The following is a 20,752-nucleotide window of genomic DNA, read 5'->3' on the forward strand; positions in this document are numbered from 1 at the left end:
TGACGCATACGCTTTGGCCTGCCAGCCAAGGCGTTGCGACGAATCGCTGACGTGTCTGTACATCGCTAAAAAGCAGCGTCGTCCTTGAATCTCATCCGCACAGCATGGAGCGCACGACGTGTTGGACAAATTAATCATTTTTCTGCTGCTGGCCCTGTTGGTCAGCGTGATTTGTGCCGTGCTGTTGCGGTTCGCCACGCTGCACTGGTCACTCAAGGCCATCATCAATCTGGTGATCACTACCGCCGTTGTCTGTGCGGTGGTCATGCAAGACGGCTCGGCGCCACCGCTTCAGTTCGCACTGATGATCACGCTTTTTTTCAGCGTACCGGCCTCGCTGTGCGTGGTCCTGCTGAGCGCGGCGCTGAAATGGTTCACCAACAAACGCCGCGCCCGCGCGCCCGCCTGATACGCGTCAGCGCAGCGAATAACAGGTAGCGCGCGCTCAGCGGAAAAGCGTCACGTCGATCGCGTCCGCCATGGCCGCATAGCCGGCATCGTTGGGGTGGAGCCGGTCGCGGGATGCAAAGCGGGCTTGAAGCTGGAGCGGATGCTCGGCATCGCGCAGCACCGCATCGAAATCGATCACTGCATCGAACGCGTGGCTGTTGCGGATCCATGCGTTGACCGTCTGCCGAGCCGCCTCTTTCTGCGGCGAGTAAAAGCCGGGGACTGTATTGCCGGCGAACGGCGTCAAGGTCGCGCCGATTACCTTGATCCCATGGTCGTGCGCGCGTGCGATGAGCTGCCGGTAGGCGCTGATCACGTACTCCGCGGTTCTCACCTCTGTCGGCGGCGCAAAGTAACGCGAACCGATCTTGACCCCCGGCGCGGCGATGTCGTTGATCCCTTCCAGCAGCACGATGTGCGTCACGCCCGGCAGCGCCAGGACATCCCGGTCGAAGCGGGCCAAGCCGCTTGCGCCGTACCCCTCATGCGACAACTGATTGCCTGCGATCCCGGCATTCACCACGGACAGGCCAGGGTCGGTCGCTGCCACGCGCTGTGCGAATTGGGCTGGCCAGCTGCGGTCAGCGTCGGTCGTGGACCCCGCACCGTCGGTGATCGAGTCTCCGAATGCCACCAGCAACCGCTGCGCACGTGCCTGCGGTACCAACACCGCACTGATCGCGATGGACGAGGTGGACGTCGCGGCCGGCGCGATGGACGTCTCTCGCGTGTGGTCGCCGGGTGTGCTCACCACCGCGCGCTTGAGCGCCAGGGAGTGCAGCGTGTTGGACGTGACCCGCTCCGGAAAGAACAGGCTGATGCCGACCTGTGCACCCGGCGCAACCTGCAGATCGACCGGGTCGCTGAGGATGGGAGCGCCTGCGGGGATGCTGACGGAGGACTGCCCGCCGAAGGTGAGCTGACGCAGCGAAACTGGTTCCACGGTCGAAGCATCCTTCGCCACGGCGATGGAGGCCGACCCAATGGTCAGCGGTGATGCACTCAGTTCGTTGGACAGGCGTACACGCAGCTGGGTACCGCCGATGGACATGCGAACACGCTGCCGTACCGTCTGCCCGTCGATGTTTGCCAGCGGCTCTTCCGCATCGGCCTCCCCGGCCTGTGGGCTGGTTGCCCAGCTGGCAATCCATCCCGGCTGGGCTGACGGCGTCTGTGCGTAGGACGGGCAGGGGCATACGCCGCCCATCAGTGCGGCGACGAGGGCGGCGGCGATCGCGATGCGGCTCATGGCAGCATCACGGTCTGATGGGAAGCATCCATAGATATCTCGGAAAATCCGGAAAGGCCTGCAGTCTATCGAGAAGCGCCGGTCCCCGATTGCAGGGAAGGCAGCATGGGCAGGGGACGCCGCGCATCCCCACGTCAGATTCCCCACTCCCGATTCACCGCTTCACATCAAACCGCGCATCGCCCACACACGCCTGCACATCGGCCACCGAGAGCGGATTGAAATCGCCCGGAATTGAGTGCTTTAAGCAGCCGGCGGCCAGGCCGAAGCGCACGGTGTCGTCCAGCGACCAGCCTTCGATCAGGCCGTGCAATACACCGGCCGCAAACGCATCGCCACCGCCAATGCGGTCGATGATCGGGGTAAGTTCTTCGGCCGGCGCAAACGCCACCGCGCCACTGCGCGGCACCAGCATTGCGCCCAGGCTGTGGTGGTCCACGTTGTGCGTGGTGCGCTGGGTGCAGGCCATCAGCTGCAGCTGCGGGAAGGCCGCAAACGCCTGCTTTGCGGCCGCTTCCACGCGTGCTTCCAGCGTGTCTTGCGGGAACTCGCCGCCCAGCACCACGCCGATGTCGCGGTAGTCCGCAAACACCACGTCCGCACACGCGAACAGGTCGTGCAGGATGCCGCGCGCATCGCCTTGCCAGCGCTGCCACAACTTGGGCCGGTAGTTGCCGTCGAACGACACCTTCACCCCGGCCGCGCGCGCGGCGCGGGCGGCGGCGAGCGTGGCCTGGGCCACATCGGCGCCCAACGCAGGGCTGACCCCGGACAGGTGCAGCCACTGCGCACCGTCAAGCAGGCGCGGCCAGTCGTAGGCATCGGCCGGCGCCAGCGCAAACGCCGAATCGGCGCGGTCGTACACCACCTCGCTGGCCCGGTGGATCGCACCGGTGGTGAGGAAGTACAGCCCCACGCGGCCATCCACCCGCCGCACGTGGCGGGTATCGACGGCGTGCCGGCGCAACTCGCCCAGCACCGCCGCGCCTAGCGGGTTGTCGGCCACCGTGCTCACCATTGCCACGTCATGGCCGAAGTGCGCCAGCGACACGCCCACGTTCGCCTCGGCGCCACCGCAGTGCACCTCCAGTCGCGGTTGCTGCAACAGCAGCTCGTGACCGGGCGCCCCCAGGCGCAGCAACAACTCACCAAAGCACAGGATGCGGGCACGACTCATACGGCAATTACCTCGGCTGTGTGGTGCGTCACGGGGTGGGGGATTCCGCGCGCGTTAGGATGACCATCGGTGTCATTCTAGCTGTCGCCTGACACGTCCGGCGATGACCATGATGCGACGCCCAGTGACGGCTTGCATCCCTTTGGGGCGAATTTGGTGACGTTTTCTGCTGCGCTGCAAGATGTTGCGGGGCGATTCAGCTGGTAACGTCGTTTTGACCAGCGGTGTCATTGCCGCTCACAACCAGACATTTCACATTGTTCATGGACCCTTGGGAGGGGAGGACATGCAATTTCGGACCACCAACCGGAAGACACCGGTTACCTTGCTGGCGCTGTCGATCGGCCTGGCACTGAGCGGCCACGCGGCCGCACAAGATGCAGCACAAACCCCTGCCGAACCTGCCGTGGACCTGGACACCGTCACGGTGACCGGTTACCGCGCCAGCGTGGAAAAGGCCCTGGACATCAAGCGTGGCGAAGCCGGCGTGGTCGATGCCATTGTCGCGGAGGACATTGGCAAGTTCCCCGACCTCAACCTGGCCGAGTCGCTGCAGCGCATCCCCGGCGTGGTGATCACCCGTGAAGCCGGCGAAGGCCGCGCCATCTCGGTCCGCGGCCTGGGCCCGGAGTTCACCCGCGTGCGCATCAACGGCATGGAAGCGCTCACCACCGTGGGCGCCGGCGACCAGAGCGGCGGCACCAACCGCGGCCGTGGCTTCGACTTCAACGTGTTCGCCTCGGACCTGTTCTCGCAGCTGATCGCCCGCAAGACGGCCTCGGCCGACGTGGAAGAAGGCTCGCTGGGCGCCACCGTCGACCTGCGCACCGCGCGCCCGTTCGACTACAGCGGCTTCACCTTCGCCGCCAGCGGCCAGGCCGGCTACAACGCGATGGCCGAAAAGGCCAACCCGCGCGTGGCCGCGTTGATCTCCAACACCTGGGCCGACAACACCTTCGGCGCCTTGTTGTCGGTGGCCTACACAGAGCGCGAAGTGCTGGAAGAAGGCTCCAACACCGGCCGTTGGGCCAATGGGCCGAGCAATGGCGGCTTCAGCGCCACCTCGCCGTTTGCCGCCGCGCGTTCGGCCGACGTGTATCACCCGCGTTTCCCGCGCTACACCCAGCAGATCCACGACCAGCAGCGCCTGGGCGTCACCGGCTCGCTGCAGTGGAAGCCCTCCGACCGCACCACGCTGTCGCTGGACATGCTGTATTCCAAGATCGATGCCAAACGCGACGAGCACTACATCGAAGCGATCTCCTTCAGCCGTGGCGGCAATGCGCGTCCGGTGCTGGTCGGCAAGCCGGCCACCGTCGTGCGCAACGGCGAGATCCGCAACAACGCCCAGGTATATGGCGAATTCGACAACGTCGATATCCGTACCGAAAACCGCCACGACGAGTGGAACACCGAGTTCAAGCAGATCAGTTTCGACGTGGAGCACCGCTTCAGCGACGACTTCAGCATGAACGCGCGCATCGGCACCTCGCGCTCCGCGCACGAGAACCCGCTGCAGACCACCATCATCATGGACAAGTACGACGTCGACGGGTACAGCTACGACTACCGCGGCAACAACCGCGCGCCGGTGCTGAACTACGGCATCAACCCGACCGATCCCACCGGCTGGGAACTGGCGGAAATCCGCCTGCGTCCGCAGACCGTGGACAACGACTTCGATACCGGCCAGATCGACTTCAACTGGAACATCAGCCCCGGCTTCCGCCTCAAGGGCGGCGTGCTGGCCAAGAACTACACCTTCAGCACGGTGGAGTTGCGCCGCGCCAACGAATTGTCGGTGCCGACCTTCGCCAATGGCACGCGCATCGTGCCGGCCGATCTCACCGAACAAGCCGGGCTCAAGGGCATCAACGGCAGCCCCGCTGCGTGGGTCGTGCCCAACCTGGACGCCGTGGCCGACCAGTTCGGCATCTACAGCAACAGCGGCACCTTCGCAGTGGCCCCGCGCGTCAACAACAGCCGTAGCGTCGAAGAAAAAGACCGCGGCGTGTGGTTGATGGGCGAGTTCTCCACCGACCTGGGCTCGATTCCGTTCTCCGGTAACTTCGGCGTGCGTTACGTGCGCACCGAGCAGGAATCCACCGGCTATGCGCTGATCAACAACGCACCGGCGCTGACCACCGTGGGCCGCAAGTACAACAACACGCTGCCCTCGTTCAACCTGGTCGCCGAACTGGCACCGGACCTGCTGCTGCGTCTTGGCGCCGCCAAGGTGATGTCGCGTCCCGGCCTGGGCAGCCTCACGCCCGGCGTGACCGTGGCCGTGGCCGGCGGTGCGCGCACCGTGGCCGGCGGCAACCCGGATCTGGACCCGATCGAAGCCACCAACGTCGACCTCGGCCTGGAGTGGTACTTCAACGAAGGCGCGATGGTCGGTGTGGGCCTGTTCTACAAGGACATCGAAAGCTTCATCCAGACTGCGCGCGAAGTGCGTCCGTACTCCAGCAGCGGCCTGCCGGCCTCCTTGCTGGAAGGCACCGGCGCCAGCGTCAACGACGACTTCGCCTTCAGCATTCCGCTCAATACCCCGGGTGGCGAATTGAAGGGCGTGGAAGCCAACTACGTGCAGCCGTTTACGTTCCTGCCGGGCAAGTGGGCCAACCTGGGCGTGCAGCTCAACTACACTTGGGTGGATTCGCAGATCCAGTACCTGGCCAGCAGTGGCGCACCGGTGATGAAGAACGACCTGCTCGGCCTGTCGCGCTCGTCGTGGAATGCCACGCTGTTCTACGAAGGCGACACCTTCGCAGGCCGCATCTCCGCCACCAACCGCGACGACTACCTCACCCAGGCACCGGGTGCGGAAGCCGGCTTCAACGTGGACGGCGTGCACGGCATGACCGGCACCACCATCCTCGATGCGTCGCTGCGCTACAAGATCAGCAAGCAGCTGGAACTGAGCCTGGAAGGCATCAACCTCACCAACGAAGCCTCCGACGAGTGGGTGTCGTCGCCGCGCACCGGCCAGCTGCCGCTGCAATACGGTGAAACCGGCCGCCAGTACCTGCTGGGCCTGCGCTACAAGTTCTGAGTGTCACCCGCCCGCTGCGCACACGCGCAGCGGGCCCCATTCCAAACGCTTGATCGCCGTGCATGCGCTGCCGAGACGCACGCATGCAACGCTGTGGGCGTGATGTTTCGTTCGACGCCGGTGGCCTAGGGGGGGCTGAGCGCGTCATTGCACCCCAGTGCCCTGGAGAGAGCCGCATCATGCAAGCCCGTTCGTGTCGTCCTGCCCAAGAGGCGGGCGCCCGCCTGTCCGCCGCGCGTTTGTCGGTGGCCATCGTTCTGGCCTTGCACGGTGTTGGCGCTGCCGCGCAAACCGTGGGCCCACCGGCCACCCCGGCCGATGCGGTGGACCTGGACCGCGTGCAGGTCAAGGCCACCTATCGCGAAAGCCTGCAGCAATCGCTGGACGCCAAGCGCTACAGCGTGGAGCAGGTGGATGCGATCTACGCCGAAGACATCGGCAAGTTTCCCGATCTGAATCTGGCCGAATCGATGCAGCGCATCGCCGGTGTGTCCATCGACCGCGAAGGCGGCGAGGGCAAGCAGATTTCGGTGCGCGGCCTGGGCTCGGATTTCACCCGCGTGCGCATCAACGGCCTGGAAGCATTGGCCACCGCCGGCAGCGGCAGCGATGGCGTCAACCGCAGCCGTGGATTCGACTTCAATACCTTCGCCTCGGAACTCTTCAGCCGCGTCACCATCAGCAAGACCCAGTCGGCGCAGACCGACGAAGGCTCGCTGGGCGCCACGGTGGATCTGCGCGGCTCGCGCCCGTTCGACTTCGACGGCTTCGAAGCAGCCGCCTCCACCCAGTACGGCTACAACGATCTCTCGCGCGAACAAGATCCGCGTTTTTCCGGCCTGATCAGCAACATCTGGGCCGATGGCCGCGTTGGCGCCTTGATGTCGGTGTCCTACAGCGAGCGCCACTTGCGCGAAGAAGGCTACAACCCGGTGCGCTGGGAGCACGGCAACTACCGCAACTCCAACCAGAGCACCGCCACCAACAACGGCACCTACGGCTTCTGCTCGCCGGTGGGCTACAACCCGCAGACCCCGCGTAACCCGTTGTCGAACGAAACCCGCGCCGGCGTGGGCTCGCAGGCCAACCAGGACCGCAACAACGGCTGGGGCAGCTACGGCATCAGCGCCACCACCTGCGGCACCGGCATCGCACGCCCGGCCAATACACCGGAAAACATCCAGGCCTACGAAACGGCCACCGATGCGTGGATTCCACGCTACCCGCGCTATATCCGCACCGATCACGAGATCAAACGGCTGGGCGTTACCGGCGCGCTGCAATTCAAGGTCAGCGACGACACCCTGCTGAACTTCGACATGCTGTATTCCAAGCTGGACAAGGACCAGCGCGAAGACTCGGTCGGTGCCAACCTGCACCGCACCGCCAACTTCGGCGGCAAGACCCAGATCGCCGTGCGCGAGGCGCAGGTGGACGACCAGAACCGCCTCACCTACGGCGTGTTCGACAACGTCGATTTCCGCACCGAATCCAGCAACATCGAAGAATCCACCGAGTTCAAGCAATTCAGTCTGGACCTGCAGCACCGCTTCAACGACCAGGTGCGCGTCAATGCATTGGTCGGCCACTCGACCTCGGACTACGAGCGCCCCGAGTTTTCGATGGTGAGTTTCGACAACACCAATCTCGATGGTTTCGTGCTCGACCGGCGCAATGGTGGCGACTACCCCAGCATGAGTTTCCCGTTCGATGCGGGCAACCCCAACAACTGGCAATGGCTGGGCTACGGCGCGGTGCCGGTCAACAGCAACGGCACCGCGCGCGGCACCAACATCAGCGAGGTGCGGCTCAACCCGCAGTCGGTGAACAACACCTTCGACACCGCCAAGGTGGATCTGGAATTCAACATCAGCCCCACCTTCACCTTCCGCACCGGGCTGGCCTACAAGAACTACGACATGGACACGTCGGAGTCGCGCAACATCTCCTGCGGGCGCTTGGCGCAGGCATTGCCGGCTGGTGTGGGCGTCAATGAGCTGAGCACCAATCTGGACGGCTTCGGCCGTAGCTTGAACGGCAGCTTCCCCACCACCTGGGTGATTCCGGATTTCCAGAAAGTCGCCGACCTGCTCAACATCAATTGCAACTTCGACACCGGCGTGCCCGGTGGCGATTACCGCCTGGCCGATGTCGGCCATTTCGGTTCGTCCAACAACAATTTCCAGGTCAACGAAAAGAGCCTGGGCACCTACCTGCAGCTGGACTTCAACACGGATCTGTGGGGCCGCGCGCTGCGCGGCAACCTGGGCGTGCGCTATGTGCAGACGCAGATCGCCGCCAGCGGTTATGCACCGTGCACGGCTACCACCGCCGGTGCGATTTCGCCTGCGTGCGAGTCGTTCTTCGGCGTGGCCAGCGCCACTGCCGCGGCCGGCGAGCGCCTGCTGGTGCCCACCACCGTCAACCACAACTACCGCGACATCCTGCCTTCGTTGAATCTCTCCTGGGATGTCAGCGATGAGGTGGTGCTGCGTTTCGGCGCGGCCAAGACCATGGCACGGCCCACGCTGGCGTATCTGTCGCCCAGCGTCAGTGGCGGCCCCACCCAGTTCTTCGACGACGGGCGCTTTTTCTCGATCAACCTGGGCAATCCCAAGCTCGACCCGTTCCGCTCCACCAACTACGACCTCAGCGCCGAATGGTATTTCCGCGAAGGCTCGTTGTTGTCGGCGGCGGTGTTCTACAAGGACATCGACAGCTACGTGCAGCGCACCCGCGTGCTCACCACCTGGGAAGCGATGGGCTACTCGCTGGATCTGCTGCCCGCAGGCTTTACGCCGGACACCATTTTCAATGTGCAGAGCTACTTCAACACGCCCGGCGGCCCGCTCAAGGGCTTCGAGCTGACCTACCAACAGGCGTTCGATTTCCTGCCCGGTTTCTGGCACAACTTCGGCATCCAGCTCAACTACACGCAGGTCGATTCCAAGATCAATTACCTGTTCAGCACCGCCGGCAACAGCAATACCAGCATCACCACCACCACCACCGAGCGCGACCTGCTCAATCTCTCGCCGCAGTCCTACAACGCCACCGTCTACTACGACGACGGCCGCTTCAGTGCGCGCGTGTCCACCAGTTATCGCGATGGCTACATCAACAACATCCTCGCGCAGGAAGACGTCTACAACCTCGATGGCCAGCGCCTGGCCACCGCCGATGTCACCGGCAAATACAGCGTGGAAAACGTCGATTTCAACATGTCCTACAAGATCAGCGACCACCTGTCGCTGACGTTTGAGGCCATCAACCTGCTCGATACCCCCGACCGCCGCTACGTCGATTCCGCACTGGAACTGCCCGACAAATACACCGTCACCGGGCGCCAGTACTACGTCGGCGCGCGCTACAAGTTCTGACAGGAGAACCGCCATGCAAGAACATCGCAGACGCGTGTTACGCAGCATCGCCGCCAGCGCCGTGTTGGCGATGAGCGCACTGGGCAGCACCGCGGCCTTCGCCGCCGACCCGGTCTATACCGTGGCCAAGCAGGGCAACGCCGGCTACCGCACGGTGCAGGCCGCGGTGGACGCCGCCGTGCAGGGCGGCAAGCGCGCGCAGATCAGCATCGGCGCGGGCGTGTATCAAGAGCTGCTGGTGGTGCCGGCCAACGCACCGGCATTGAAGATGGTTGGCGCTGGCGCCACCCAAACCGTCATCACCTACGACAACTACGCCGCGCGCATCAATCCGGCCACCGGCGCTGCGTACGGCACCTCCGGCTCGTCCAGCGTCATCATCGCCGGCAATGACTTCACCGCCGAGCAACTGAGCTTCGGCAACCACGCGGGCCCGGTGGGGCAGGCGGTGGCAGTGCGCGTGGATGGCGACCGCGCGGCGTTCCGCAATGTGCGCTTCCTCGGCTACCAGGACACGCTGTACCTGCGCGGCGCCAAGCTCTCGTATTTCCTCGACTGCTATGTCGAAGGCACCGTGGATTTCGTCTTCGGCGCCGGCACTGCCCTGTTCGAAAACGTGCAGCTGCATTCGCTGGGCGATGGCTATCTCACCGCTGCTTCCACGCCGCAGGAGAGCGCACGCGGCTTCGTGTTTCGCAATGCACGCATCACCGCCGCCAGCGGTGTCTCGCGCGTGTTCCTGGGCCGGCCGTGGCGGCCGTACGCCAGCGTGAGCTTTATCACTAGCCAGCTCGGCGCGCACATCGTGCCCGAGGGCTGGAACAACTGGGGCAACGCGGCCAACGAGGCCACCGCCCGCTACAGCGAATACCAGAACACCGGCGCCGGGGCCAACCCGTCGCGCCGCGTGAAATGGTCACGCCAGCTCACCGCCGCACAGGCCGCTGCGCTGGACCGCTCCACCGTGCTGGGCTCCTGGAGGCCGTTCTGATGAACCGTTCGCGCACGCTGCACCTGTCCACGCTCGCCTTCGCCGGCGCCCTGTTGCTCGCACCATTGGCGGCCATGGCCGACCACATCGCCGACAACATGCTGCTGCTGCAGACCGCCTCCGGTGGCTGGTCCAAGCAGTACAAGGGCGTGGCGGTGGACTACACCCGCATCTTCACCGCCGCCGAAATCGCCGAGCTCAAGCAACCCGGGCGCAAGGACGACGCCACCATCGACAACAAGGCGACCACGTACGAAATCACGTACCTGTCCACCGCCTTCAAGAACGAAAAGAACGCCACGTACCTGGCCGCCGCCAAGCGCGGCGTGGACTACCTGCTCAAGGCGCAATACGCCAACGGCGGCTGGCCGCAGTTCTACCCGGACCTGTCGTCCTACCACCACCAGATCACCTACAACGACGACGCCATGGTGCGCGTGCTCAACCTGTTGCAGGACATCGGCGAGGGCAAGGGCGACACCGGCGCGCAGCTGCGTGCCAGCCACGGCGCACGTGCGCAGCAGGCGGTGACCAAGGGCCTGGAATGCGTGCTCGCCACCCAGGTCAAGATCGGCGGCACGCTCACCATCTGGGGCGCGCAGTACGACGAAGTCACGCTCAAGCCGGCCAAGGCGCGTGCGTATGAGCTCGCTTCGCTGTCGTCCAGTGAGTCGGTGAGCATCGTGCGGTTCTTGATGCGCCAGCCCAGCCCGTCGGCCAAGATCAAGACTGCGGTGCAAGCGGCCGCCACCTGGTTCGACACCCATCGCATGCGTGATCTGGCCACCAAGAAGATCGACGACCCCACCCAGGAAACCGGCAAGGATGTGATCCTCGTCGCGCAACCGGGTGCGTCATTATGGGCGCGCTTCTACGACCTGCAGAATCAACGTTCGCTGTATGCCAACCGCGAAGGCGTTGCATTGACCGACTACATGAAAGTGCCCAACGAGCGCCGCGTCGGCTACGCCTGGCATGGCACCTGGCCGGACAAGTTGTTGAAGGAGGACGTGCCCAAGTGGCGCGCCGCCAATGGCCTGTAAGGTGGGCTGAGCAAGTGCGTCTCCGCCACCGCCAACCAGGCGGTGGCCGTTTTACGTGGTAACAGTACGTGGTGAACAGTACGAGGTGAGCGTGTCGAAGGTTTTGTTGGGAATGCTGTGCATGATCGCGCTGCCGCTGAGCGCGGCCACCCCCACCGCGCCGGAGCTGTTGTTCCGTGTCTCGGCCGACCGCAGCCTGGAGGCCGATGTCGCACGCGGCGACGGCGTGCCCAACTTCCGCGACAAGATCGCGCTGGTGCCCACCGGCAAACGCGGCAATGCCATCGAATGGGCCGACGACGGCGTGCTGTCGTGGAATGCGCCCGGCAACCTCTACACCCAGCGCGGCACGCTGAGCTTTTTCTGGCGCGCGCGCTACGCCGTTGGCGAAGCGCCGTTCGTGATCTTCCGCGTCGGCTACGCCGACCACACCAGCTGGGACATGGCCTGGCTGCGCATCGACTGGAACGGCCACGGCTTCGATGCCTTCGTCACCGACGCCAACCTGGCGCGTACCCGCGTCTCCTTCAAGCTGGATAAAAATCCCGCTGCCAGCGACTGGACCCACATTGCCTTCGCCTGGGATGAAACCCGCGGCGTACGCTTGTACGTGGATGGCAAGGAAGCCGCACGCGTGGACTGCGGCCAACCGTGTGCCAGCGGTGGCGCGCTCGACTTCGACGCCGCCCTCGACCAGTTCGGCCTGGCCGGCCGCGTGATGTCGCCGCACCAGGTGCAGAGCCGCTACAACTTCCTGCGCGGCAGCGACTTCGACGAGATCCGCATCTACGACCGCATGCTCGATGGCGCCGGCGCCGCAGCACTGGCGCGCCTGCAGGAGCCCACCAGCGCTGAAGCACCCACCACGCAAGCGCAAAACGCCGCCTTCCTGTACCGCTTCGGCTGGGACAACGGCCACACGCCGCCCGCGCTCACCGCACCGGTCACTCGTATCCGCAAGGTGGAATTCACCGACGCGCGCGATCTCAAGCAATGGATGTGGAAGGCCACCGACGGCATCGCCGAAACCACCTGGCCCGGCGTCTACAACCGTTCGCGCCTGCCCGGCCGCAACGACTACTTCCAGCTGCCCGACTGGAACACCTATGTCGAAGGCGGCAAGGCGCTGGACCTCACCCTGCCGGATGAGCCGGTCAACCGCATCGAGCTGCGCGGCGCCGCCTATGGCCAGGCCAGCTACACCGCGCCCACCGCCACCGGTGCAACCAACGCGCAAGCGCAGCCGCTGTTCGACCGCAAGCAAGGCGTGGTGCGCAGCGTGGATACGTTTGCCGAGCGCCGTGGTGGCACGCTGCGCTTTGCCAACACCGCGCAGGAAACCCCCATCCAGGAAATCTGGGCCTACAACGTGCAGCCGGGCGAGGTGCCCACCGGCAGCGCGCAGCTCAGCTACACCGTGCGCAGCGACATCCAGCCCGACTACGACAACCTTGCCACGCTGCGCGATGTCATCGCCGGCCGTTACCCGCTGAGCGAGCGCCAAACCGTGGTTGCGTTGCCCACCAAGGCCCCAGCCCGCAAGCGCCCCAGCAACAAGACCGCCGCCAGCAGCGCGCAGCACCCCATCGTGCACATCCTGGTGCCGTCCAGCCTGGGCGACCCGCCGCCAGACCAGCCGCTGATGCGCAGCTGGTCCTACGGCTGGGAAAACATGCACGACGGCCTCGATGGCATCGCCATCACGCTGCCTGCGCTCAACCTGCCGGCCACCCACAACGGCAGCATCCCGCTCAACATCCGCATCAAGGACCCCATCTGGCCCGCCCGCGACATGATCGATGTCTCGGTCGCGGTCACCCCCGGCCAGGCGCGCACCCTGTGGCTGGACCTGCGCGATCGCATCCTGAGCAACGACAGCCTGATGCTCAGCATCGCCGCCGCCGCACCCGGCTTCGATGCCAACGCGCTCGATGGCACCCAACTGCAGCTGGTGTTCAAACCGCGCGCCGAGGCGATCAAGGAGCACGTCGCCGACCGCTTCAACCAGGTCAAGGACAACTGGGGCTTTTTGGTGGAAGAACACACCACCTCCAAGCGCCAGCTGCTCTACAAGCGCCTGGACGCCGACATCACCGACCTGCTGCGCGTCGACCCGGACCACGCCCTCGGCCGCCAGTACTGGAACGACATCAGCTACGCCAACCAGGGCACGCTGCCCGTGGACATGCCCAGCGTGCCCAAAGACGTGCCGGCCTGGGCGTTCTGGCAGCTGCAAGACCTTAGCGCCACGCGCCGCTACATCCGCTGGTGGATCGAGCAGCGCCAGGTGCCGTACGGCGATTTCGGCGGCGGCATCTCCGACGACTCGGACCTGGTGCAGCAATGGCCCGGCGTCGCCCTGATGGGCGTGGATCCGGACATGCTCAACGCCTCCATGCTCGCGCTGTCCGATGCCAACTACCGCAACGGCATGTTCACCAACGGCCTGTCCACCATCGAAACCGACGAGCTGCATGCCTACGAAGAAGGCATCAACCTCAACAGCGCCCTGCTGTATCTCAACTGGGGCGACCCGCGCACCGTCGAGCGCCTGATGCAAACCGTCAAAGCCTTCGACACCATCATCCAGGTCAATCCGCAAGGCCACCTGCTGTTCGCCAGCAACTGGTTCGGCGGCCGCAAGGTCTACCGCGAACCCAACTGGCAATGGCAAAAACCGTACTCGTTCCCGGTAGTGCACCCGGCCATCATCCTGGGCGCCTATAACGCCGACCCCAACAGCCGCCGCATCGTCACAGGCTTAGCAGACGGCTATCTCGCCCACGCCTACACCAACGCCAAGGGCAACTGGGCGCTGCCCAACGAGATCAACTGGCAAACCGGCAAAACCCGCGGCGGCGAACTGTTCGAAGGCAGCGGCGGCGCCGACACCTTGCACACCTTCTGGGCCGCCTACCGCTTCACCGGCGATGCGCGTTACTTAAAGCCCATCCACTACCGCGTCGCCAACAGCGGCCCTAATGGCCTCTCACTGCTCAACGAAAACTTCCTCGACGTCATGGGCAAGCGCAGCGACTGGAGCGGCAAACTCATCGACGCCGCCAACAAGGACGACGGCAGCGCCCCGGACTTCCCGCACCATGTGGCCTGGGAGCAGACCGGCAATCTCGAGTATCTCGCCACCCTCTACCGCAGCGAGGCAAGAGAGAAACTGCAGAACTTCTACATGAACACCGAAGGGCACTGGTGGAGCGACCGCGTGGAATCCCCCACGGTCAACCTGCAACGCGCCCGCCTGGGCGGCGTGGCGCTCAAGCGCAACCAGACCTATCCCGGGCACACCGTGAGCTGGCGCTTCAACGACCCAGAGGCCGCCACCCAAGTGGCCATCGCCATCCCCGCACCACAGCAAGACCGCTTCACCGTCATCGCCTACAACACGTCCAACAAAGCGCAGCGCGCCAGCATGACCGGCTGGAACGTCGCCCCAGGCCAATGGCGCATCACCCAGGGCGTGAGCAAAGGCAATGACGGCAAGCTCGACAGCAACGCCAAGACGCAAGAGCGCGCTTTCGAAAAAAGCGCGGCCATCGACATCGACTTCCCCGCAGGCCGCACCACCGTCCTGCAGCTCGAACGCATCAAAGCCACCACCCCGGTCGAACTGCGCCCGGACCTGGGCATCGGCCACGGCGATGTGCGCGTGACCGCAGATGCCATCGAGGTCACCGTGCACAGCCTCGGCCACGCCGACGCACCGGCCGGGTTTGTGGTGCTGGAGGATGGGCGTGGGAAGGAGCTGGCAAAAGCCGCGTTCCCGGCACTCGCGGCACCACGCGATCTGCAGCCAATCACCACGCAAATACGCCTGCCGCTAACCAACGCAGCAAATCTAAAAACCGCGCGCTTGCGTGTTGTTACCGAAAGCAACGTGCCAGAGATTACCGACCTCAACAATAATCTCGCTCTCCCCGCCCCGGCCAAGCCGGCAACCGCAGAAAACAGCCAATAACCCGAGACACCAAGCCCTTCTCCCGTGCGCGGGAGAAGGTGCCCGCAGGGCGGATGAGGGCAAAGCCGATAAAGCCGGCGATCAATAGAGCAAGCGCATTGACGCAATCCAAAAACTCGGCGAGGATCAAGGCACGCAGTGCTTAATACAGCCGAAAATTCACACATTTCTTCAGGGGGAGAAAAAATGTTGAGCAAGGCATGGAGCATCGTGGCACTTAGTTTGGTCGCACTGGGGATGCGACATAAAACCTAGCGCCAGAGGAATATAGCTGAAAAGCGGTGAGCTTCAAGCGCCCGTGGCGATCTATCATTGTCAGGGAGTCGGCATCACGTTATGTCGAGCTTAGGCGGTCCAATAGTAGTTAGGCCTCATCCCAAATAGCAAGGTCTTTTATGAAAGTCTCAGAGTTGATCGCAGAGCTACAACAGTTGGACCAGAATCTGGAGGTCTACTGCATGACCCAAGAGAACAATCTTATGGCATCGGGAGATAACAATGTCAGGACGTTTGCAGTAGATAGCGCGTACTCACTTTCGGCTCGCCAATTCTATGATTCTACGTTTGAGCTAGTGGCTGAGATTCTCGACTCGTCGGATAAACGAAAGATCGCGGTAATCGAGTTCAGTATGGTAATTAAGTGAGCATGAGGCCTAACGCCTGAGTTAAGCCACATGTACAGAATTATGCTCGTCTGTAACGGCGTACCTCAGCACATCGGCGCCGCTGCCGCAGACGACATCGCTGAGGAGTTTACACATCGTCCTTGGCATCAGAATGTTCAATGTTCATGGGACGGCTCCAAGCTGTTACTGCAAGCGGACAATGATTACGACGCTGACGGCTCCTCCCTTACAGACAAGTTTTCGGATGCTATCGTCGCATGCATTACTGACGGCTTTGATGGCAGCATCACAGTCGAGTCGGTCACAGCATTGGCTGGGGCCTAACAATTCATTCAAGCCGAACCCGCTTCGCGGGTCGGCTTAATTCAGGCGTTAGGCCTCATGGGGAAAGTCTCTTGCAAAGTATCGTCCCACAATGGTTGCAGGACATTGAAACGTTAGCGTCGCTCATCGGCGCCATCTTAACCTTGCTTGTCCTCCGCACGGTATCGGAAGTGAGGCTCTCTTTCCAACGTCGGACGCGGCTTCCTGAAATCTCCAGAGACCTAGCAAAGTATGCTTCCGATCTTAACGCAGCACTTGGGGCTGCAGATATCATTTCTGCCAAAACCCAGATCAAGTCTTCTAGGTCGCTTCTCGTCACGGCCCGCAAGCTAATGCCTTCTGATTCCGCGAAGGAGCTGAAGCTAATCATCAAGCGCCTCGATATCTCAAAGAAGAGAAATCACATTTGTCAAGACAACCTAGATTCGGCTTGGGAGATCTATTCTGATCTGCAAACTTCGATCCAGATAATCAAGCAAGAGACCAAGAACGTTAGGTGGGCATAAGAATGAGCATCGATAGCAAGGCACTGAGCTTAATTGTCACTCTCAATCGCATGACAGCCACAGGGAAGATTTCATGGGAAATATCTGACCCGCCTCGTTCGCTTGTCCGCGGTACTGATGACATCGTCCCTCTCTATTTCACGTGTACCTACAAGGGGCAGCACCTAGGCTTGTTCGAGAGGCGCTTCAAAGAATTCAGCGGTGAATTTGAGGAGCTCTACTGGACGAGTAGCATCGTGCTTGCAATCATCGACCTCGAAGATCGAGTTGTCTGGGAGGTTTCTGACAACTATTCCGCAATGCGTGACCTCTTCGAGACTGTCAAGCGCAGGATGGCAAATGTTGACAAGCTTTTGGATGACCTTCTCTCTGGTCCTGATGAGGCCTAACAATTCATTTACGCCGCTTCGCGGCAAGGCTTAATTTAAGCGTTAGACCTCACAGGACAGATCATGACATTTGACCCACTAGGCACCATTACAGCCCAATCCTTAACATCGACCTCTCGAAAGTCCCCGCTTTTAAAGCTGAAGCGGCCAAGCGGCCTGATGACCCCGACAGAGTGGATGGCCTATGACCTCTTGCAGAACTCTGTAACGATTAAGACGCACAGCTACTTGATCTTTCCGCAGGTTCATTTGATGCAGGTGGTCGATATTGATGTCCCTGGCCTGTTGTTAGAACTTGCGAGAAGGAAGGTGTGGCCGCAGTACATGAATACCGTAGAGCAGGAGATTACCAAGCAGTGGCAGTTTGCTATTGGGTGGAGATCGCTGGATTTTCTGGTCTGCGACAATGTGGGTAAGGTCGTTGGCGCAATTGAGATTGATGACCCGCGGCATAGCACCGACAAGGCTACAATCGTTTCTGACGCAATCAAGAACATAGTGTTTGCTTCTATCGGGAAGCCACTACTTAGACTCACTAATGTGCAGGTATCCACTATCCATGCCCTTCCCCAAGAGCAATGGACATCAACAGACAATGCACTAGTAGCGAGTCGCCAGTCTTGGAACACGTTTGTTGGTTCTCTGAAGTGAGGTCTAACAACTCATTAAAGCCGAACACGCTTCGCGTGTCGGTTTAATTCAGACTTTAGGCGCCTCATGCCAACCACACCAAAGCATTGGAACTACTTCCTCGCAGTTGAAACAGAGCTCGTGACCTGCCCCCACCGGCCATACCAGTGATTACTGATAAAGCCCGGGGTTGAAGGGTACTGCGTTGTTGCCGGTTTGTGCTCGGTGGTTGGAGGCAAACTGCGCTGGCGGGATGCGACCACAGCTGCTGTGCGGACGTACCTCGTTGAAGTCACGCCGCCAATCGGCGATGACCTCGCGAGCCTGGATCAGCGACGTGAACCAGTGTTCGTTGAGACATTCGTCGCGGAACTTGCCGTTGAAGCTCTCGATGTAGCCGTTCTGCATGGGTTTGCCGGGTTCGATCAGGATGTGTTCGATGCCACGCTGCTGTGCCCAAGTGATGAAGGCGCGGCTGGTGAACTCCGGGCCGTTGTCCGTGCGCACCGCGCGGGGATAGCCGCGGAAGCAGGCGATCTGCTCCAGCACACGCACCACGTAAGCCCCGCTGATGCCATGGTCCACCGCGATGTCCACGCATTCATGGGTGAAGTCGTCGGCGACGGTCAGGCATTTGATGCGGCGGCCACTGGCCAACTGATCAAAGACGAAGTCCATGCTGATTACCTCGTTGGGATGCCGCGCTGGCCGTAACGGCTGCCGCTGTGCCGCCGGGAACTTGGCCTTCTTGCGCCGGCGCACGCTCAGCTTCGCCTCGCGGTACAGACGGTAGATCTTCTTATGGTTCACCTGCGGAAACTCCGGGCGCAGCAGGTCGTGCAGGCGGCGATAGCCGAAGCGGCGACGCGCCTGCGCCAGTTCCACCAGTCTGGCCGACAGGGTTTGCGTCGCCGGCGTGGGTGTCGGCGCGTGGCGGAAAGCATCGCGGGAGATCCCCGCAAGGCGACAAGCCCGGCGCTCGCTGATCGACGTCAGCTCGCACATGCGCCGGATTGCCTCGCGCTTGCGTTGCGGGGCTAGCGTTTTACCCCGAACCCGACCTTCAGCGCCTCGATGTCCAGGTGCGCCTCGGCCAGCAACCGCTTCAGGCGGTTGTTCTCCTGCTCCAGCTCCTTCAGGCGCTTCGCGTCTTCGGCCTCCATGCCGCCGTACTTGGCCCGCCACTGGTAGAAGCTGGCCGGGCTGAAACCGTGCTGGCGGCACAGCTCAGCCACCGCCATCCCGGCATCCGCCTGCTTGATGAATCCGATGATCTGCTCGGTGGTGAAACGACTCTTCTTCATGTCCGTCCTCGTGGTTGACGGACTTTACAGCTTCACGTGGTACGGCTCAGTGGGGGCAGGTCACTCGTGGCATGCGCGAGATACGTGGAGTTCTCTCGCCAGAACTACGCCTGCTACTCCAATGAGTTCGCGAAGTTGATCTTACTGGCGGCCTCTGAAGTCGACTCAATTTGGCAGGAGCTTTGCGCGCACTTGAATCCTTCTGGGAAGGCGGAGAGGATCACTGACTATTACCCGATTCTGATCGCCCAGTATCCGCTACTGACTCAATGTGAGATCGCGATACCTCGCTATCAATTGAACTTTTGCCCATGGAAAGGCTGGACCAGCGGCCAGAGGCCGGACTGGTGGAGCAAAAGCTACAACAAACTCAAACATGAGCGCACTGCGCATTTTTCAGCCGCAACTCTGGAGGCTGCGCTAAGCGCGGTCGGCGCTCAGTTCTTGGCGTTGCAGCTTTTTCACCACGCCATAGTTGGCGAGCATGTATCGGTTGATCTCTCTATGCGCAGCGCTCTGTTTGCACCGAGGTTACCCGACGCATACAAAGGCGGAACGTTCTGGGGATATGGAGACCCATTTGCACATCTCAAACCACCAAGCGCCTAACCATTCCTTCTAGCGTACCCGCTTCGGCGGGCCGCTTAAGTCAAATGTTAGGGCGCTGGAGAAAATTCGATGAAGCCGAACGAGTTCTGGAAAAACTTTAGACTTGGAGAAGAGTTGGCGATTTCTGGCAACTTCATCTATGACGGGCTAAGGCGTTTTCACGAGATGCAACGCTTGGACTATGACGAGGAGCTTTTCGATTTCCTTTACCACGTCAGTGTCGGATTAGAAAGGCTCACAAAGATAGCCATTGTTCTTTGCGAACACACAGACACGACTGATCAAGAAGCCCTAGAGAAGTCTTTGATAACGCATAATTTGAACGGTCTGATCGCGCGCCTAAGAAAATCTTCAGCCATAAAACTTGGTAAAAGTCACAACGAGCTCATTTCGATTCTTACTTTTTTCTACAACTCACTCCGTTATGACCGATTTACGCTTGCGTCCTCTTTCAATAGCGGAAAAGAACGCAAAGCTATAGTGGGCTGGCTCGAGAAGTCTTTGAGTATCGTGCTCGATCATGGCAACACTATGTTTGGCATTGGTAATCCCGAGCGGTGTAGAAATTTTGTCAGGAAAACAATCCTAAAGATTTCTCAGCAAATTTATGAAGTGATCCAGAAAGAAGCAAGGCGGCTGAATCTCTATACTTATGAACTTCGTCACGCATCAAAGGCCCAGTCCGTATTCCTTCGAGAAGTTGACATGGCAGACGAAGATGTTTTGTGGAAAGAGCTGTTAATTTTTTTCATGAACACACGCTCCACCTCAGCCTATCTTCGCTACCTCCGAGGAATTCAACCACTTGACTTTGATCCAGCTCTCGCCGATGAATATCTTGCATGTTTTGCTTCAGATTCTGCCAAAGCGAGGGTCATGGACGAACTTGAGCATCTGTACTCTGAAATTGAAGAGGGGCCACGCTCTCGTCTGGAAGCTATGGCAATCATCAACGCGCCGAATGTCTACTTTGACAACGGGGATGAGGACGAGGAGCAAGATGAAGATGAAGATGAACGAGCGCCCTAACAGTTTGCTTAAACTGT

14 protein-coding genes are annotated in these 20,752 nt (G+C 61.7%); 11 read left to right on the forward strand and 3 right to left on the reverse strand.

Features of this window, described 5'->3' with window-relative positions:
- Positions 1-121: 121 nt before the first annotated feature.
- The gene (locus ACCQ09_RS00605) at positions 122-409 is read left to right on the forward strand and encodes a hypothetical protein (protein ID WP_029217001.1); all 288 of its coding nucleotides are present in this window, start codon (positions 122-124) and stop codon (positions 407-409) included.
- A 36-nt stretch (positions 410-445) separates the two neighbouring features.
- Here the strand turns inward: ACCQ09_RS00605 and ACCQ09_RS00610 are convergent, their stop codons facing one another.
- The gene (locus ACCQ09_RS00610) at positions 446-1,699 is read right to left on the reverse strand and encodes an SGNH/GDSL hydrolase family protein (protein WP_228428346.1); all 1,254 of its coding nucleotides are present in this window, start codon (positions 1,697-1,699) and stop codon (positions 446-448) included.
- Positions 1,700-1,853: 154 nt separating this feature from the next.
- Entirely contained in the window at positions 1,854-2,876 is a 1,023-nt protein-coding gene (locus ACCQ09_RS00615; protein ID WP_012436940.1) for a sugar kinase, read from the reverse strand.
- 286 nt (positions 2,877-3,162) lie between these two features.
- Here ACCQ09_RS00615 and ACCQ09_RS00620 point away from each other — a divergent pair, with 286 nt between their 5' ends.
- The 8 genes from ACCQ09_RS00620 (at position 3,163) to ACCQ09_RS00655 (ending at position 17,814) form a co-directional block, all read left to right on the forward strand.
- Positions 3,163-5,931: a TonB-dependent receptor gene (locus ACCQ09_RS00620; protein ID WP_040940308.1), complete on the forward strand. Its 2,769-nt coding sequence runs from the start codon at positions 3,163-3,165 to the stop codon at positions 5,929-5,931.
- A 179-nt stretch (positions 5,932-6,110) separates the two neighbouring features.
- The gene (locus ACCQ09_RS00625; RefSeq protein WP_228428345.1) at positions 6,111-9,311 is read left to right on the forward strand and encodes a TonB-dependent receptor; all 3,201 of its coding nucleotides are present in this window, start codon (positions 6,111-6,113) and stop codon (positions 9,309-9,311) included.
- A 13-nt stretch (positions 9,312-9,324) separates the two neighbouring features.
- Positions 9,325-10,302 (forward strand): pectinesterase family protein, encoded by a 978-nt coding sequence (locus ACCQ09_RS00630; protein WP_040940309.1) that lies wholly within the window; start codon positions 9,325-9,327, stop codon positions 10,300-10,302.
- A complete protein-coding gene (gene pelA, locus ACCQ09_RS00635) occupies positions 10,302-11,345 on the forward strand; it encodes a pectate lyase (RefSeq protein WP_228428344.1) in 1,044 nt (347 codons plus the stop codon). Before ACCQ09_RS00630 ends, pelA begins: the two co-directional genes overlap by 1 nt.
- A gap of 112 nt (positions 11,346-11,457) precedes the next feature.
- Positions 11,458-15,318 (forward strand): LamG-like jellyroll fold domain-containing protein, encoded by a 3,861-nt coding sequence (locus ACCQ09_RS00640; RefSeq protein WP_228428354.1) that lies wholly within the window; start codon positions 11,458-11,460, stop codon positions 15,316-15,318.
- Between the two features lie 1,021 nt (positions 15,319-16,339).
- On the forward strand, positions 16,340-16,774 hold the full coding sequence (locus ACCQ09_RS00645; RefSeq protein WP_040940314.1) for a hypothetical protein: 435 nt from the start codon (positions 16,340-16,342) through the stop codon (positions 16,772-16,774).
- Positions 16,775-16,776: 2 nt separating this feature from the next.
- Positions 16,777-17,163, forward strand: coding sequence for a hypothetical protein (locus ACCQ09_RS00650; protein ID WP_040940315.1), 387 nt, complete (start codon positions 16,777-16,779; stop codon positions 17,161-17,163).
- A 63-nt stretch (positions 17,164-17,226) separates the two neighbouring features.
- The gene (locus tag ACCQ09_RS00655; RefSeq protein ID WP_080639964.1) at positions 17,227-17,814 is read left to right on the forward strand and encodes a DUF2726 domain-containing protein; all 588 of its coding nucleotides are present in this window, start codon (positions 17,227-17,229) and stop codon (positions 17,812-17,814) included.
- 150 nt (positions 17,815-17,964) lie between these two features.
- On the opposite strand, the gene ACCQ09_RS00660 is transcribed toward ACCQ09_RS00655, so the two are convergent.
- Positions 17,965-19,097 (reverse strand): IS3-like element ISXca1 family transposase gene (locus ACCQ09_RS00660; RefSeq protein ID WP_087942920.1). Its coding sequence is split into 2 segments (ribosomal slippage): positions 17,965-18,842 and positions 18,842-19,097, totalling 1,134 coding nucleotides; the frame shifts between segments, so codons are not numbered across the junction.
- Between the two features lie 84 nt (positions 19,098-19,181).
- On the opposite strand from ACCQ09_RS00660, the gene ACCQ09_RS00665 reads away from it, so the two are divergent.
- Both ACCQ09_RS00665 and ACCQ09_RS00670 read left to right on the forward strand, forming a co-directional pair.
- Positions 19,182-19,706 carry a hypothetical protein gene (locus ACCQ09_RS00665; protein WP_228428283.1) on the forward strand — a complete coding sequence of 175 codons (525 nt, stop codon included), beginning with the start codon at positions 19,182-19,184 and terminating at the stop codon, positions 19,704-19,706.
- 69 nt (positions 19,707-19,775) lie between these two features.
- Complete coding sequence (locus ACCQ09_RS00670) at positions 19,776-20,735, forward strand: hypothetical protein (protein ID WP_040940318.1); 960 nt, start codon at positions 19,776-19,778, stop codon at positions 20,733-20,735.
- Positions 20,736-20,752 lie beyond the last annotated feature (17 nt).

The organism is Xanthomonas sp. NCPPB 2586 (assembly GCF_041475775.2).
Taxonomy (GTDB): Bacteria; Pseudomonadota; Gammaproteobacteria; order Xanthomonadales; family Xanthomonadaceae; genus Xanthomonas; species Xanthomonas campestris.